General features: G+C 56.6%; 14 protein-coding genes. 9 read left to right on the plus strand and 5 right to left on the minus strand.

Annotation, left to right across the window (positions count from 1 at the left end):
- Together ACTH5D_RS09740 and ACTH5D_RS09745 are read left to right on the plus strand one after the other, a co-directional pair.
- A partial coding sequence (locus ACTH5D_RS09740) for an enolase C-terminal domain-like protein (RefSeq protein WP_441670667.1) occupies positions 1-802 on the plus strand: 802 nt, incomplete at its 5' end.
- Complete coding sequence (locus ACTH5D_RS09745; protein ID WP_441670669.1) at positions 802-2,226, plus strand: FAD-binding oxidoreductase; 1,425 nt, start codon at positions 802-804, stop codon at positions 2,224-2,226. The genes ACTH5D_RS09740 and ACTH5D_RS09745, both read left to right, overlap by 1 nt.
- 78 nt (positions 2,227-2,304) lie before the next feature.
- On the opposite strand, the gene hpaI is transcribed toward ACTH5D_RS09745, so the two are convergent.
- The 5 genes from hpaI to ACTH5D_RS09770 form a co-directional block, all read right to left on the minus strand.
- Positions 2,305-3,072 carry a 4-hydroxy-2-oxoheptanedioate aldolase gene (gene hpaI, locus ACTH5D_RS09750; RefSeq protein WP_441670671.1) on the minus strand — a complete coding sequence of 256 codons (768 nt, stop codon included), beginning with the start codon at positions 3,070-3,072 and terminating at the stop codon, positions 2,305-2,307.
- Between the two features lie 49 nt (positions 3,073-3,121).
- A complete protein-coding gene (locus tag ACTH5D_RS09755) occupies positions 3,122-4,417 on the minus strand; it encodes a TRAP transporter large permease (protein ID WP_441670673.1) in 1,296 nt (431 codons plus the stop codon).
- Entirely contained in the window at positions 4,414-4,929 is a 516-nt protein-coding gene (locus tag ACTH5D_RS09760) for a TRAP transporter small permease (RefSeq protein ID WP_441670725.1), read from the minus strand. The genes ACTH5D_RS09755 and ACTH5D_RS09760 overlap by 4 nt, the downstream gene beginning before the upstream one ends.
- A 120-nt stretch (positions 4,930-5,049) precedes the next feature.
- Complete coding sequence (locus ACTH5D_RS09765) at positions 5,050-6,030, minus strand: TRAP transporter substrate-binding protein (RefSeq protein WP_441670675.1); 981 nt, start codon at positions 6,028-6,030, stop codon at positions 5,050-5,052.
- 315 nt (positions 6,031-6,345) lie between these two features.
- Positions 6,346-7,260 (minus strand): LysR family transcriptional regulator, encoded by a 915-nt coding sequence (locus tag ACTH5D_RS09770; protein ID WP_441670677.1) that lies wholly within the window; start codon positions 7,258-7,260, stop codon positions 6,346-6,348.
- 147 nt (positions 7,261-7,407) lie between these two features.
- Here ACTH5D_RS09770 and ACTH5D_RS09775 point away from each other — a divergent pair, with 147 nt between their 5' ends.
- The 7 genes from ACTH5D_RS09775 (at position 7,408) to recQ (ending at position 15,885) form a co-directional block, all read left to right on the plus strand.
- Positions 7,408-8,613 carry a CaiB/BaiF CoA transferase family protein gene (locus tag ACTH5D_RS09775; protein ID WP_441670679.1) on the plus strand — a complete coding sequence of 402 codons (1,206 nt, stop codon included), beginning with the start codon at positions 7,408-7,410 and terminating at the stop codon, positions 8,611-8,613.
- Positions 8,614-8,650: 37 nt separating this feature from the next.
- Entirely contained in the window at positions 8,651-9,586 is a 936-nt protein-coding gene (locus ACTH5D_RS09780) for a hydroxymethylglutaryl-CoA lyase (protein WP_441670727.1), read from the plus strand.
- A gap of 205 nt (positions 9,587-9,791) precedes the next feature.
- Positions 9,792-10,916 (plus strand): ABC transporter ATP-binding protein, encoded by a 1,125-nt coding sequence (locus ACTH5D_RS09785; protein WP_441670681.1) that lies wholly within the window; start codon positions 9,792-9,794, stop codon positions 10,914-10,916.
- A 10-nt stretch (positions 10,917-10,926) separates the two neighbouring features.
- Entirely contained in the window at positions 10,927-12,225 is a 1,299-nt protein-coding gene (locus tag ACTH5D_RS09790) for an ABC transporter substrate-binding protein (protein ID WP_441670683.1), read from the plus strand.
- Between the two features lie 66 nt (positions 12,226-12,291).
- Positions 12,292-13,176: a carbohydrate ABC transporter permease gene (locus tag ACTH5D_RS09795; protein WP_441670685.1), complete on the plus strand. Its 885-nt coding sequence runs from the start codon at positions 12,292-12,294 to the stop codon at positions 13,174-13,176.
- Positions 13,173-14,012 carry a carbohydrate ABC transporter permease gene (locus ACTH5D_RS09800; protein ID WP_441670687.1) on the plus strand — a complete coding sequence of 280 codons (840 nt, stop codon included), beginning with the start codon at positions 13,173-13,175 and terminating at the stop codon, positions 14,010-14,012. The genes ACTH5D_RS09795 and ACTH5D_RS09800 overlap by 4 nt, the downstream gene beginning before the upstream one ends.
- Before the next feature lie 58 nt (positions 14,013-14,070).
- Positions 14,071-15,885 (plus strand): DNA helicase RecQ, encoded by a 1,815-nt coding sequence (gene recQ / locus ACTH5D_RS09805; RefSeq protein WP_441670689.1) that lies wholly within the window; start codon positions 14,071-14,073, stop codon positions 15,883-15,885.
- Positions 15,886-15,891: the final 6 nt, after the last annotated feature.

A 15,891-nucleotide genomic window follows, 5' to 3' on the forward strand; every position in this document is an offset into this window, starting at 1 on the left:
CCAGTCATCCGGCAAAGCAGAACGTGAAGACGAAATGCGCCGCGACGGCTACCCGGGCTACACCACTTCATCGGGCTGGCTGGGCTACAGCGACGAGAAAGTGCGCCGCTTGGCCAGAGAAGCGCTGGCGGAAGGCTGGACACACTTTAAACAAAAAATTGGCGGCGATATCGAAGAAGACGCCCGCCGCGCAGCGCTGCTGCGTGATGAGATTGGCTGGGACAACGTGCTGATGATGGACGCCAACCAGGTATGGGACGTTGATGAAACGATCACTAAAATGCGCCGCTTAGCAGAATTTGACCCGCTGTGGATCGAAGAACCCACCAGCCCTGACGATATTCTCGGCCACGCTGAAATTCGCCACCGCGTTGCGCCTATTGGCGTTGCTACCGGCGAGCACTGCCATAACAAAGTGATGTTTAAGCAATTCTTCCAGGCAGATGCCATCGACTACTGTCAGCTCGATGCAGCACGCCTGGGCGGGCTCAACGAAGTCATCCTGGTGGTGCTAATGGCCGCCAAGTTCGGCGTGCCAATTTGTCCTCACGGCGGTGGCGTGGGGCTATGCGAATACACCCAGCACATCTCACTGTTCGATTATATTGCGGTATCCGGTAGCCTTGAGGGTCGTGTTCTGGAGTATGTGGATCATCTTCACGAACACTTTATTGACCCGGTCGTCATTCGCGGCGGGCGTTATCAGGTACCCGAAGCGCCGGGCTACAGCATTGCCATGCACGCGCAGTCGCAAGCGCAGCACTGCTTCCCCGACGGCGCTGCCTGGCAGGAAGAGGTCTAATGACAGCGATCACACCCTTTTTAAATGAGCTCGCCAGCCTGCTTGGCGAGCGCGGTTTAATACGCCAATCAGACGCAATGGCGCGCTACGTTAGCGATTGGGCGGGCGACACGCTAGGCATGCCGCTGGCCGTAGCCCGCCCGGCGAATACCGCCGAAGTTGCGGAGATTGTCAGGCGCTGTTATCAGCACGGGGTTGCAATGACGCCCCAGGGTGGCCACAGCGGCTTAGTGACGGGCGCATTGCCCGCCGCAAACGGCCAAGAACTAGTGATCAGCCTGGAGCGCTTGAATAACGTGCGGGCCATTGACCCGGTCAACTTCACCATCACAGTGGACGCTGGCTGCATCCTTGAGAACGTCAAGCTAGCAGCTGCCGAGCATGACTGCGATTTTCCGCTTTCACTCGGCGCTCAGGGCAGCTGTCAGATTGGCGGCAACATTGCTACCAACGCAGGCGGTCTTAACGTGCTGCGCTACGGCATGATGCGCGAGCTGGTACTCGGGCTGGAAGTGGTGCTTCCCGATGGGCGCGTGCTGGAAGGCCTAAACGCCCTGCACAAAGACAACCGCGGCTACGACCTTCAGCAGCTATTTTTAGGCAGCGAAGGCACCCTGGGCATCGTTACCGGCGCAGTGTTAAAACTCTCACCCCGCCCGACTCAAAACCGCACCGCGCTGCTGGGGCTGCCCTCCGTTGAAGCGGTTATCGACCTATATGGCTTAGCACGCCGCGACTGCTGCGATTTGCTGACGGCTTTTGAGCTGATTCCGCGCCGCTGCATTGAGCTGGCGATAGAAGCCACCCCTGGGCTTCGCGACCCCATGGAAAGCGCCTACCCCTGGTACGTGCTCATGGAGGTTGCCGCCACCGGGCCAATAGATTTAGCGACGATGCTGGAACGGCTGCTGGAAACAGGCATGGAACGTGAGCTGGTGCTTGACGGCGCGCTGGCCGCCAGCGACACCCAGTCAGCCCAGCTGTGGCAGTTTCGCGAGAGTATGCTGGAAGGCCAACGTCGGCGCGGCGAGCACTTACGTACCGATATCGCCGTGCCTATTTCAGCGATTCCAGCCTTTGTCACGCAGGCGAGTGAGGTCATCATGGCCGCCTCCCCCGAGTGCGAAATCATTGCCTATGGGCACGTCGGCGACGGCAACCTGCACTTTAACATTCTGCCGCCCAGCGCCATGGCTGACGCAGACAAAAAAGCCCACCTGCATGACCTGGAAGAACGCCTTTTTGAAGTGCTCGATGATTTCAACGGCAGCATCAGCGCTGAGCATGGCATTGGCCGCACCAAGCAAGCGCCCTATTTGGCTCGGCTATCACCCATCGAACGTGAACTCATCAGCGGCGTTAAAGCCCTGTTTGATCCTAAAGGGCTGATGAACCCCGGAAGGATTTTGCCAACTGAAGGTTAACGACCCAGCCAGGCAAGCGCAGAATGCATATCCACATTAAAGCGCTTGCCTGTCCTTCGCTCAGCGTTCATACAAACCCTAGCGTTTGAAACGCTCTGCCAAGCCGCGCAAGGCATTGGCATACAGCAGAGCGTCGATACCCACGCCAACGAACGTACAGCCCGCAGTCAGGTAGCCGCGGGCTGCCTGTTCGTCCACCGTGACAATCCCTGCCGCCTTACCCGCCGCGCTAATTTTTTGAATAGCGTCGCTAATCGCCGCTTCTACGTCGGGGTGGCCAGCATTGCCAAGATGCCCCATCGACGCCGATAAATCTGCAGGGCCAATAAATACACCGTCGACCCCTTCGACTGCGGCAATGGCCTCCAGATTATCCAGCGCCTGCTGGCTTTCTACCTGCAGCATCAGGCAAATCTCGTCATCTGCGCGAGCCAGATAATCCTTCACCTGTCCCCAGCGCGAGGCACGTGCCAACACATGCCCAACGCCACGTTCACCGTGGGGCGGGTAGCGGGTTGCAGCAACGAGCTCTGCGGCTTGCTCGGCCGTTTCCACCATGGGAATCAGTAAATTCTGTACGCCAACATCCAAATAGCGCTTGATCAGCACGGTATCGCCCGTGGGCGGGCGCACTACTGGGTGACTTTTATAGGGCGCCAGCGCCTGCAGCTGAGCAAGCAGGCTGTCCAGGTCATTAGGAACGTGCTCGGCATCTAGCAACAGCCAGTCAAAGCCAGCCGTGGCGGCAATTTCTGCTGCGTAGGCGCTCGCTAGCCCGAGCCAAATCCCCGTTTGGGGCTGGCCCGCTAACAGCTGCTGCTTAAACTCATTTTGAGGCATGTTCATATTGGCTCCTTTTTATTTTGACGGCGGTTAAAACCCTCGCCTTAAGCTCTTAATAACCCATGAGATCTGGCAGCCACGTGGACAAGCCAGGCACGGCGATTAGCAACAAAATAGTGGCGATAATCGGCAGTAAGAAAGGCAGTATCGCGGTCACCACCTGGCCATAGCGCAGTCGCGTAATGCCCACCATTAAAAACAGCACCGTGCCAAACGGCGGAGTGATTACCCCAACGGACAGTGTAATCACCATCACAATACCGAAATGCACCGGATCTAATCCAGCGCTAAGCGCCGCTGGTACCACAATGGGCGTGAAGATCAGGATACTTTCAATCACTGACATAAAGCAGCCAATGAGCAAGAAAAATAGCGCGAAGCAGAGCAGTAGCACCACCGTGGGCATATCGACGCTAGCGACCTGTCCTGCCAGCGCCTGGGGAATACCCATACGTACCAGTATCCAGCCGTAGAAGCTGGAAACCGCAATAATCAACAGAATAACCGCACTGAACATTAAGGTTCTGCGGAAAGCGTTAAAGAGATCCCGCCCGTTCAAATCACGGTAAATCACACCGCCCAGAATGATGGCGTACAGCGAGGCAATCGCGCCCGCTTCCGTCGGCGTGAAGAAGCCACCCCAAATACCACCCACGATAATGGCCGGCATCATTAGCGGTAATATCGCACGCTTACCGGTGCGAGCAACTTCACAGGCATCAAACGGCTTAGGTTTAGGCATTACGACCTTGCCCATCGCGCCTAGCAGTACGGTCATGCCCATCAGCAGCAGTGCCATCAAAATGCCCGGCAAAAGCCCTGCCATGAATAGACCACCAATGCTGACATTGGCAAGCCAGCCATAAACGACTAGCGCAATACTGGGTGGCAAGATTGGCCCAATAACGCTTGAAGCAGCGGTAATGCCCGTGGAGTAATCCAGCGCATAGCCACGCTCTTTCATGGCCTTAATTTCAATACTACCAAGCCCCGCAGCATCCGCTACGGCGGTGCCTGACATGGTCGCAAAGATAGAGCTCGCCACCACGTTAGCGTGGCCAAGCCCACCTTTAGTAAAGCCGATAAGGGCGGTTGCGAAGTCGAAAATGCGCGTGGTCGTCGAGCCGACATTCATAATATTGGCGGCTAGAATAAACAGTGGAATCGCCAGCAGCGTAAAGTTGTTGAGCGTTTGCACCATTCGCAGCGGCAATAGCTCAACGGGCAGCCCACCGGTACCGGTTGCCACTAGCGCGATAAACGACGTCACGCCAATGGCCACCACCACGGGTAAGCCAATGGCCATCAATATCAATAGCCCACCGACAAAAATCAGTAATTCCATCATGGCTGAGCTAACTCCTCTTGACGCTCTTCTTCATCACGCACTTCCAACCACGCGACCGGGCCGCGCAGGGTTTGCCACACCGCAATCAGCGCCATGCCCGCAAAACTAAAGAAAATACCGTAGTAGAGATAGCTGAAACTGATACTCAGCGAGACCGTTTTATTGTTGGCGCTCATATCCGACATGATCCATGCCCCCCAAGCGGCAAGGGCAAAAAAACCACAGGAAATCAGTGCCGTGGTTCGATACTGGAGACTTTTTCCTAACCCAGAAAGCTTATGGCTAAACAAATCGACTACCAGATGCTCGCTGCGCACCCAGGCCGATAGCGATCCAAAGCCAATCGCGTAGATAGCCATCATAGACGCAACCTCTTCAGTCCAGGGCATACCCAGCCCCAGCAGGTCCCGCGCAATAACCGCCGCCACAATAAGCAGCAGGATAGCGGCCATTAACGCCACGCCGGCCCCATCGCACAGGCGGGTTACCCAGCGCAACGTATAGAAAGCCATTCGATCGAACCCGTTACTGGGCGGAACCACGTGATTCACAGGAAAACTCCCCAACATTTATCAACAGACAAAAATAAAACGACGGCCCGATAGGCCGCCGCTGTTTGCTTAAGGTGCGAATTAGTTACTTTCGTTACCCAGCGCATCTTCGCGAACGCCGTCGGCCATCTCAGAAAGAACGCGATCAATGGCGGGCATAGCCGCTTCGCGGAAGGCATCAAAATCAGGCTCGATGACCGTCATTCCCTCGTCTTGTAGCGCTTGGAGGTAATACTCATCCAGCTCAAGCTCTTGCTCCGAGCCATACTGGCGGGCCACATCGATGGCCTCTGCAATCAGCGTTTGATCTTCCGCTTCCAGACCATCCCACCAGCGCGAACTGGCTACCCAGCTCCAGGGGAACTGTACGTGGCTGGTCAAAATCAAATAGTCCTGCACTTCCCACAGCCTGCGCGTATAGGGCGATGAAAGCGAGTTCTCGTGACCGTCGACCTGGCCGGTTTGCATGGCCAGATAAATTTCCGGTGCCGGTACGTTCACGACCTGAGCACCAATCTCTTCCCACACTTCTAGCCAAATGGGCAGCGAAGGCATGCGAAGACGGAATCCGGCAAGATCTGCTGGCGTATTAACTTCTTTATTGGCCGTCATATGACGCGGGCCACGATGCTGAGTACCAAAGAATTTAAGACCGCCTTGGCTCTCTGCCTTTTCAATCAACGCCTGCCCAGAAGGAGCCTCTATATAAGCATCCACTTCGTCCCAGGTGGTAAACAAAAAGGGCACGGTGATGGCATCATATTCAGGCGCATATTGCTGGCGCCAGTTGCCGCCGGTCAGGGAGATCTGCGTCTGGCCAAGATTCAGCAATTCCAAAATGGCGTTTTCACCGCCCAGCGATCCCGCCAAAAAAGGACGCACCTCAAAGCGGCCCGGCGCCTGCTCTTCTAAATATTCAGCGAAACGTTCGATCGCGGCACTTTCTGAGCCGCCTTCACTCATGGTGTTGTTGACTTGAATTTCGATAGGATTAGCGAGGGCAAAGGGAGCCGCCGTTAACATTCCAAGGGTAGCCAGCGTGGCCAATAATTGTGTCCGCATGCGATGACTCTCTACGGTTGTCGTTATGGGGTGTCATTGTTGTAATCGTTCTTATAGCCATTTCTAGTGGCGCTATTTCAATCTTGAAACAAGCCGTCAATGGGCTCAAATCGACGTTCAAGAAGGTTGCCTTCGTATAATACGATGGCTAGAAACGCCCCTATAGCGCGTTATTTTATCTCCCCACTCACAGGCATACGACCAAAGATGGATAAAACCGCTAGCCGAAAGCGCATTGAAGGCCGCGCTGCAGGCTATTTAACACCCAGCTATTAAACGCTATCTTTCTCGAAATACGAAGCCGCTAAAGCGCACCTAATCCTCGATAAGCGTCGAATAGGCGCTGTCTCCCGCTAAGTGGTCAACCAAGTGCCGGGCCGTGACGGGCAGCGTTGCATAGCGACGTATACCAATCACCAGCTCGTGCTGAGCCCACGAGTCGCTCAGCGGGATACTTTTCAGTTGTAGATCACCTAGGTCGCGATAAATGGCTTGCTCGGGCAATACGCCAACGCCCATGCCGTGATGAATCATGCGACAAATAGCGTCAAAGCTACGCACCTGAATGCGCATTCTGAGCGTTTTTCCCGTCATATTGGCCTGCTCATTCAACAGCGATTGCACGGATGCATCTTGCTGCAAGCCAACAAAATCAAACTCAAGCGCTTCACTAAAAGCGATGCTTTCACGCTCTGCCAGAGGATGGCCCTTGGGCGTCATCAGTACGAGCCGGTCTCGCCGATACGAAAGCCGCTGAAGACTAGGTGCCGCCACGTGGCCAGCAAAAATACCGATGTCGGTCAGCCCGTCACGCACGGCGGCAACGATTTCGCTGCTGACGCGCTCCTGCAGGTCGATTTTAATTTCGGGATAGAGCCGCGAGAAGGCGCTGAGATCCTGGGGAAGAAACGCAATGATCGCTGAGGTATTGGAGTGAATACGCACATGGCCACGCACGCCTTCGCCATACTCGCTCAGCTCTGCATGCAGGCGCTCAATGTTATCCAGAATGCGACGAGCGTGGTGCAAAAAAGCTTGACCAGCAGGCGTTAGCTCCACGCCTCTGGGGCGTCGGTACAGCAGCTTGGCACCGACCAACACTTCCAGATCACTAATCCGCTTGCTCACGGCGGCAAGCGCCAAGTGTTCGCGCTCTGCAGCCGCTGTCAGGCGCCCCTCATCCGCCACGGAGATAAAGAGCTTAAGAGTGACAAAATCAAAGCGGCGCATAAGAATCTCCGGGTAAGGCAGCGGCCTTATGCTAGCGCAGACCTTCGTCGTCTACGAAACCTTTGTTACCCATTGTCTAATTGTCCGCCGCAGACCGCTCGCGCATGCTGACAATCTGTAATGAATCCAATCACAAGAGAAAGCCCCATGAACGCTCCCACTGCACGCCAGCTACCGCTACAGGGCCTGAAGGTTCTTGAGCTTGGTCAACTCATTGCAGGCCCTTTCGCCACCAAGCTGCTGGGTGAGTTCGGCGCAGATGTGATTAAAGTCGAGCCGCCGGGCACCGGCGACCCACTTCGCAAGTGGCGAATGATTGAAGACGGCACGTCGCTGTGGTGGCACGTGCAAACCCGTAACAAACGCTCGGTAGCACTGGATTTACGCAGCCAAGAAGGCCAAGCGCTGGTGCGCCAACTCATCGCCGAAGCCGACGTGGTGGTGGAAAACTTCCGCCCCGGCACCTTAGACAGCTGGGGGCTAGGCTGGGAAGCGCTCTCCAAACTCAATCCGCGGCTGATCATGGTGCATATTTCCGGCTACGGGCAAACGGGGCCTTACCGCGACAAGCCCGGCTTTGGCGTGATTGGCGAGGCCATGGGCGGACTGCGCTACCTCACCGGCCAGCAGGGCGAGCCTTCCGTGCGCGTAGGCGTGAGCATTGGAGACTCACTTTCCGCGCTTTATGCCGTGATTGGTACGCTGCTGGCGCTTCAGGAGCGCAATCGCAGTGGCCTGGGCCAAGAAATTGACGTCGCACTGTATGAGTCGGTGTTTGCGATGATGGAAAGCCTGCTGCCAGAGTTCGATGCCAGCGGCCAGGTTCGTGAACCCAGCGGCAGTGCCCTGCCCGGCATTACCCCTTCGAACGCTTACCGCTGCCAGGGCGGCGACTATGTACTCATCGCTGGTAACGGCGACAGCATCTTCAAGCGCCTAATGAGCGTCATTGGCCGCGATGATCTTGGCAGCGACCCGGCGCTGGCCCATAACGACGGGCGCAGCCAGCAAGCCGACATGATTGACGCAGCCATTCAAGCGTGGACTGAAGAACGTCCGCGGGATGCTATTTTGCCCGCCCTAGATGATGCCCGCGTGCCCGCAGGCTACCCCTACACCGCCGAAGATATTGCCTTTGACCCGCATTATTTGGCGCGGGAAATGATTCAAACCTTTAACCGCCCCAACGGTAAAGCGCTAAAAGTACCGGGTGTCCTGCCCAAACTGAGCGCGACACCAGGGCGGCTCGGCAACGGTGGCCCCGAGCTGGGTCAACATACTGACGACGTCTTGGATGAGCTGGGCATTGATCACGACACTCGCGCCAAACTTCGCCAAGCGGGCATTATCTAACGCAGGTACGATTAAGGAGAATACGATGCACAGCACAATGAGCCCGCCAACGCCCTGCTCTGCGAAGGTAGAAATCAACGAAGTCGCCCCGCGGGATGGCCTGCAAATTGAAGCGCGCTATGTACCTACAGAAGAGAAAATTCGTTGGATCGATGCGCTCTCCACCACCGGTCTGCGGCGTATTGAGGCGACCTCGTTCACCTCACCTAAAGCGATTCCCAACCTGCGCGACGCGGCCGACGTAGTGACCGGCATTCAGCGCAGAGAAGGCATCGATATCACCGTGCTAGTGCCTAATGTTAAAGGTGCCGAGCGGGCATTAGCCTGCCAAGTGGATGAGATTAATCTTGTAATGTCCGCCAGCAATAGCCACGGACTGGCAAACCTACGCATGACGCCAGAGCAATCCCTTGAGCAATTCGCAGCTATCTTGGAGGCAACTCAAGGCAGCGGCGTGTTTATCAACGCCTCGCTTTCCACCACCTTTGGCTGCCCGTTTGAAGGCGATGTGCCGCAACCCCGCGTGCTGGAGCTGGTTGAAAAGCTGATCGCACTGGGTATTCAGGGCATCACACTCTGCGACACCACCGGTATGGCCAACCCCGCCCAGGTCAACCTGCTGTGCGAGGCCGTCCTTGAGCGCTGGCCAGCAACGCCGTTTACGCTACATTTCCACAACACTCGCGGCATGGGGCTAGCGAACGCGCTGGCGGCTTGGCAGGCGGGCATCACTCGTTTTGACGCAGCGCTCGGCGGGCTGGGCGGCTGCCCCTTTGCTCCCGGTGCCACCGGCAATGTTTGCACCGAAGACTTGGTGCATATGTTTGAAACCATGGGCGTCGATACCGGTGTCGACCTGGATGCACTGCTTGAGGTCGCAGCCACCCTTCCCGACCTGATCGGCCATGACGTGCCAGGTCAGGTGGTCAAAGCCGGGAAATCGACGCGGCGCTATGAGATGCCTGAGCGTTAGACAAAGTAAATCGATTCACCTATGAGCTGATCTTTTTATCAATCCAACGTAGCGCGAAGGCTCAAGCGCCACGAGATAAAAATCACTAAGCAAAGTATTCCCTTGACACCACCACCGTAATCAACCATCCATGTAAGTGTCATACAAGTGCAACACCTTCAACACAAGCTGGATCAATAACAACCAACAGCTGGTGATGAGAGTTATGAGCCAATCGCGTATCCGCCTGGAACGCGTCGCCAAGTGTTGGGGCGCGACCACGGCGGTCGATGATATTTCTTTCGATGTAACTCCCGGGCAATTTGTCATTTTGCTAGGGCCTTCCGGCTGCGGCAAATCCACCACGCTGCGGATGATCGCAGGCCTGGAAGAAGCAAGCAGCGGCCGCATTACGATTGGTGATCGTGATGTCACGCGCTTGCCGCCAGGGGATCGTGGTCTAAGCATGGTGTTTCAGTCCTACGCCCTGTTTCCGCACCTAAGCGTTGCCGACAATATCGTTTTTGGCCTGCGCAGCCGCAAAGTGCCCAAGGCAGAACAGCGCGAACGGCTGGCCAAAGTTGCCGAACTGGTCGATTTAACCGATTACCTGAACCGTAAACCTGCCCAGCTTTCCGGCGGCCAGCGCCAGCGGGTAGCGCTGGCGCGCTCGATAATCTCCGAACATCCGATCTGCCTGATGGACGAGCCGCTCTCCAACCTGGATGCGCGGCTGCGTAGCGATATGCGCCGGGAAATCAAAGCGCTGCAAAGCCGCCTGGAGATGACCGTCATTTACGTGACTCACGACCAGGTAGAGGCCATGAGCATGGGTGATCGAGTGATTCTGATGGAGAACGGCAAAATCGTGCAGGACGGCACGCCCGACGAGCTCTATAACCGCCCCGCCAGTGCCTTTGCCGCAAGTTTTATCGGCAGCCCCGCGATGAGTTTACTGCCGCTCATAAAGGGTGATCAGCATGCTGTTATCGAAGGAGAGCCCAGCACAGCGGTTGCTCCCATCGAAGCCGCGGGTGGTCAGTTGGGTATACGCCCTGAAGATATCGAGCTGCGCCCAACCACGGGTTCAGGCGTGCTCGCAAGAGTGCTCAGCGATGAGTATCTGGGTGCAGATACGATCGCCCATTTGGCGGTAGGCGAGCACACATTAAGAGTTCGGTTGAGCGGCCGCCAAGCAATGACCGGTCAACATTGCCGGATCGGCTGGCCCGCTACGGCCGTCCATCTTTTCGGTGGTGATGGCCTGCGTCGTGATGACCTTATGCCTTATCCATTAATACCCACTGGTGAAATGCCAGCAGTAAGCGATGCGTATTCCCCCCGGCCCTGAGGAGCTCTCCATGCGTGTATGTATCCCCTTTACCCTTTCAGCACTAACCTTTTCAATACTAACCGCTAGCTTATTGGGTGCTAACCAGGTCGCTGCCGGCGAGCCTGTCGAACTGACCATGTACTACCCGGTATCGGTAGGCGGCGCACTCACCGACGTCGTGGATAACTTGGTCGAGGAATTTGAAGCCGAATACCCTGATATCGACGTTGAAGCGATCTACGCCGGCAACTATGACGATACTCGCGTGCGCGCCATGTCAGCGATGGAAGCCGGCGACACGCCCCAGCTGTCGGTCATGTTCTCGATCGATCTGTACGAACTGCTTGAGCAGAATGCTATCGTGGCCTTTGACGATCTGGTCGAAATCGAAGAAGAGCAGGCGTGGCTGGATAGCTTCTACCCTGGCTTGATGGAAAATGGCCAGCTAGAGGGTAAAACCTACGGCATCCCCTTCCAGCGCTCCACCATCGTGCTGTTCTGGAATAAAGACGCCTTTGAAGCCGCCGGGCTAGATCCCGAGACGCCCCCGGAAAACTGGGCAGAGATGGCCGAGATGGCGGCCACTGTTCGCGAAGCCTCCAATGGCGAGCAGTGGGGCGTGATGGTGCCCTCGACCGGCTACCCTTATTGGATGTTCCAAGCATTCGCCTACCAAAACGGCCACCGGCTGATGAGCGAAGACGGCACCGAGGTGTATTTTGACGACCCCGCCGCCGTTGAAGCATTGGAGTATTGGGTGTCATTGGCCAGCGAGCATAACGCCATGCCTGACGGCACCATCGAGTGGGGCACGCTTCGCCAGAATTTTATCGAGCAGTCGACAGCCATGATGTGGCATACCACCGGCAACTTAACCGCCGTCCGCAGCGAAGCTGATTTTGACTTTGGCGTCGCTATGCTGCCAATGAATACCCAGCGCGGCAGCCCTACCGGTGGTGGCAACTTCTATATTTTTGAAGACGCTAGCAAAGAAGAACAGCGCGCCGCGATGACGTTTGTTCGCTGGATGACAGACCCCGAGCGCGCCGCCGCTTGGTCGATTGAAACCGGTTATATGGGCGTCAGCCCCGCTGCTTACGAGACAGATGCGCTGCAACGCTATGTAGAAGAGTTCCCGCCTGCGGCGGTCGCCCGCGATCAGTTAGAACATGGCACGGCCGAGCTTTCCACCTACCAAGGTGGTCGCATTCGCCGCGCGTTGGATAACGCGGTGCAGGCTGCCTTAACGGAGCAAATGACACCGCAAGAAGCGCTCAGCCTAGCGCAACAAGAAGCTGACGGCGTGCTGCGTCGCTACGCCCGCTGATCGTTAAATGCCACCGAACTTGCCGGGGCACACACCCCGGCTTTTTCTAACGTGCGGTACTCATCTATGACCTTGACCGCTCACCGCAAAATGCAGCTTTACGGCGCGCTACTGCTATTGCCTGCCGCGATACTGCTGACCGCTTTTGCCTACCCGCCAACGGTGACGACCGTCATCAATAGCCTATTCTTGCCTGGCTTTCGCGGCGCACCCACTGAGTTTGTGGGCATTGAGAACTATCAGGTGCTGTTCAACGACCCAACCTTTTGGAAGGTAGCCCGCAACAACTTAGTTTACGCGGTGGGTACGATTCCCACGTCGATCGCGCTGGCATTAGCAATGGCGCTATTCGTCAATGGAAAGTTGCGTGGTCGCGGCTTTGTGCGAATGGCATATTTTACACCCACCATCCTGCCGATGATTGCCGCTGCCAATATCTGGATGTTCTTCTACGCCCCGCAAATTGGCCTATTCAATAAGCTTTTAGGCGCGCTGGGTTTTTCTGGCGTTAACTGGCTAGGCGATCCCAACGTGGCACTCGGGTCGGTGATTGTCATGTCGGTGTGGAAAGAAGCTGGCTTTTTTATGATTTTCTACCTGGCGGCACTGCAGGGCATGCCGCCAGAGCTGAAAGAGGCATCAGACCTTGAAGGAACTCGCCGCTGGAGCTTTTTCTGGCGAGTTACTTTCCCGCTACTGATGCCCACAACATTATTTGTACTGATTAACGCGCTGATTAACGCCGTTCGGGTGGTCGATCATCTGTTTATTTTGACCAAAGGCGGGCCCAATAATGCCACCAATCTGCTGCTGTATTACGTCTACGAGAACGCCTTCTCTTTCTTCGACCGCACTACGGCTGCAACGATTACCGTCGTTATTTTGCTGGTACTTGGCGTGGTGGCGACGCTGAAGTTCACGATTCTTGACCGCAGGACGCACTACCAATGAGTGCAACCATCTACTCGCCCCATGCTCGACACTTCTCAGTACCATCGTTGGAAACGATAGCCGCATGGCTGCTGGCAATTATTTGGGTATTTCCACTGCTGTATGCCTTTTGGGCGGCGTTTCATCCCAGCGAATTTATGGTGCGCTTTGAGCTCTTCGCCCCGCTTACGCTGGACAACTTTGTTAATGCTTGGTCTCAGGCGCCCTTTGCTCGCTACTACTTAAATACCTTCGCACTGGTGACGGGGGTCGTCATTGGCCAGTTTGTAGTTTGTACCCTGGCGGCGTTCGCCTTTGCGCGTTTTCCGATTCCCGGTAAGAACGTGCTGTTTATGCTAGTGCTGATACAGCTGTTTGTATTTCCCGAAGTGCTGATCGTTGAGAACTATCGCATCGCCAGTGAACTGGGGCTGATCAATACCATCACGGGTATTGGCTTGCCCTACGTGGCCAGCGCTTTAGGTATTTTTCTGCTCCGCCAGACCTTTAAAACGATTCCTCGCGAGCTGGAAGACGCCGCCCGTATCGAAGGCTGCCATTGGCTGGAAATTTTGTGGAAGGTGTACGTTCCGCTAGCCAAACCCACCTACCTTGCTTACGGGCTGGTATCGATCAGCCACCACTGGAACAACTTTATCTGGCCCTTGGTAGTCACCAACTCGGTGGAAAGTCGACCGCTAACGGTGGGCTTAGGGATTTTTTCCGCGCCGGAAACCGGCGTTAACTGGGCCACCGTGAGTGCAGCCACGCTGCTAAGCATTGCGCCGCTATTGATCGCCTTTCTGCTCTTTCAGCGCCAGTTTGTGCAGTCGTTCCTACGCGCCGGGATTCGCTAGGCAAACGCGCCAGGAGCTTTCGTGCGACAATCCCCGCTCGGCAATAAGGAGAGCGAGGATGCACGGCGAACCCAACCCGGCGGCCCTCAAGGTGCTGCAGGACGTCTTTGGCTACGACAGCTTTCGCGGCCCGCAGCAGGCGATTATTGATCATGTCGTTGCCGGTGGCGATGCGCTGGTTCTGATGCCCACCGGCGGTGGCAAATCACTGTGCTATCAGATCCCTGCGCTGTTGCGCGAAGGCACCGCGGTCGTGGTGTCGCCGCTGATTGCGCTAATGCAGGATCAGGTGGCGGCACTCGTTCAGAATGGCGTCCGGGCGGCCTACCTGAATTCCAGCTTGGACTATCACGAGGCAGTCGAAGTGGAAAATCGCCTCAGAGCGGGCGAGCTTGATCTTTTATACGTCGCCCCAGAGCGGCTCGCCACGGCGCGCATGCAGGCGCTTCTGGAGCAGGCGCACATTGCGCTGTTTGCCATCGATGAAGCGCACTGCGTCTCCCAGTGGGGCCACGATTTTCGCCCGGAGTACCGCCAGCTTTCTCAACTTCATCAGCGCTTTCCCAATGTGCCGCGCATTGCGCTGACCGCCACCGCTGATGTGCCCACCCGTGGCGATATCATCGAACATCTTCAGCTTGGGGAGGCGGCGCTTTACAACAGCGGCTTCGATCGGCCCAACATCCGCTATCACATTGCTGAAAATCAGGGCAACACCCGTGAGCAGTTGCTGCGCTTTATCCGCGAGAACCATAGCGGCGAAGCCGGCATCGTTTACTGTCTCTCTCGGCGCAAGGTGGACGACACCGCTGCTTGGCTTGAGCGCCAGGGGCTAACCGCACTGCCCTACCACGCGGGGCTTCCCCCCGAGCAGCGCCAGCACCACCAGACCCGTTTTCTGCGTGAAGACGGCGTCATTGTGGTCGCTACTATCGCCTTTGGCATGGGCATCGACAAACCTGACGTACGCTTTGTGGCGCACCTCAATCTGCCCAAAAGCATTGAAGCCTACTACCAGGAAACCGGCCGCGCCGGGCGCGATGGTCTGCCCGCCGATGCCTGGATGTCCTATGGGCTTCAGGATGTGATCACGCTGCGTCAGATGCAGCAGGACTCCAGCGCTCATGACCATCAAAAACGCATCGAGCAGCAAAAGCTGGATGCCATGCTGGGGCTTTGCGAGATCATCAGCTGCCGTCGTCAGGCGCTGTTGCATTACTTTGGTGACTCGCTAGACGAGCCCTGTGGCAACTGCGACAACTGTCTGATCCCACCCGAGACCTGGAACGCCACCGTGGCGGCGCAAAAAGCGCTGTCGTGTGTCTACCGCACCGAGCAGCGCTTCGGCGTCACCTATCTAGTGGACGTACTGCTGGGTAAAAGCAACGAGCGCATCATTCGTTTTGGTCACGATAAGATCAGCACCTTTGGCATCGGCGGCGACCTTTCAGCCAACGAATGGAAGGCGCTGTTTCGCCAGTTGATTGCGAGCGGTTTTCTCAGCGTCGATATGGAGGGTCATGGCGGGATTCGCTTAACGGCAAACGCCAAGCCGGTGCTGCGCGGCGAGCAGCCGCTGACGCTGCGCAAGCCGAGCAAGGCCAAAGCCGTACGGCGCGGCAGTAAAGGTGCTTCGGCAACGCAGGGCCACGGCCCATTGTGGGAAGCCCTGCGCCAGCATCGAAAGGCGCTTGCCGAGGCTCAAGGCGTGCCTGCCTACGTTATCTTCCACGACGCCACGCTTGCCGAAATGACCGAGCAGAAGCCGCAAAATTTACAGGCACTCGGCGCTATTTCCGGCGTTGGCGCTCGCAAGCTTGAAGATTACGGAGAAGGCTTTCTGGCGGTGATTCTAACTAACGGCGATGCCTAGCTGAGA

The organism is Halomonas sp., from assembly GCF_052095695.1.
In the GTDB taxonomy this organism is placed as follows: domain Bacteria; phylum Pseudomonadota; class Gammaproteobacteria; order Pseudomonadales; family Halomonadaceae; genus Vreelandella.

Bases quoted from the DNA above. Each gene is read 5' to 3' on its own strand.
- ACTH5D_RS09745 (WP_441670669.1), top strand. From the start codon at position 802: ATGACAGCGATCACACCCTTTTTAAATGAGCTCGCCAGCCTGCTTGGC.
- hpaI (WP_441670671.1), bottom strand. From the start codon at position 3,072: ATGAACATGCCTCAAAATGAGTTTAAGCAGCAGCTGTTAGCGGGCCAG.
- ACTH5D_RS09755 (WP_441670673.1), bottom strand. From the start codon at position 4,417: ATGATGGAATTACTGATTTTTGTCGGTGGGCTATTGATATTGATGGCC.
- ACTH5D_RS09760 (WP_441670725.1), bottom strand. From the start codon at position 4,929: ATGGCTTTCTATACGTTGCGCTGGGTAACCCGCCTGTGCGATGGGGCC.
- ACTH5D_RS09765 (WP_441670675.1), bottom strand. From the start codon at position 6,030: ATGCGGACACAATTATTGGCCACGCTGGCTACCCTTGGAATGTTAACG.
- ACTH5D_RS09770 (WP_441670677.1), bottom strand. From the start codon at position 7,260: ATGCGCCGCTTTGATTTTGTCACTCTTAAGCTCTTTATCTCCGTGGCG.
- ACTH5D_RS09775 (WP_441670679.1), top strand. From the start codon at position 7,408: ATGAACGCTCCCACTGCACGCCAGCTACCGCTACAGGGCCTGAAGGTT.
- ACTH5D_RS09780 (WP_441670727.1), top strand. From the start codon at position 8,651: ATGAGCCCGCCAACGCCCTGCTCTGCGAAGGTAGAAATCAACGAAGTC.
- ACTH5D_RS09785 (WP_441670681.1), top strand. From the start codon at position 9,792: ATGAGCCAATCGCGTATCCGCCTGGAACGCGTCGCCAAGTGTTGGGGC.
- ACTH5D_RS09790 (WP_441670683.1), top strand. From the start codon at position 10,927: ATGCGTGTATGTATCCCCTTTACCCTTTCAGCACTAACCTTTTCAATA.
- ACTH5D_RS09795 (WP_441670685.1), top strand. From the start codon at position 12,292: ATGACCTTGACCGCTCACCGCAAAATGCAGCTTTACGGCGCGCTACTG.
- ACTH5D_RS09800 (WP_441670687.1), top strand. From the start codon at position 13,173: ATGAGTGCAACCATCTACTCGCCCCATGCTCGACACTTCTCAGTACCA.
- recQ (WP_441670689.1), top strand. From the start codon at position 14,071: ATGCACGGCGAACCCAACCCGGCGGCCCTCAAGGTGCTGCAGGACGTC.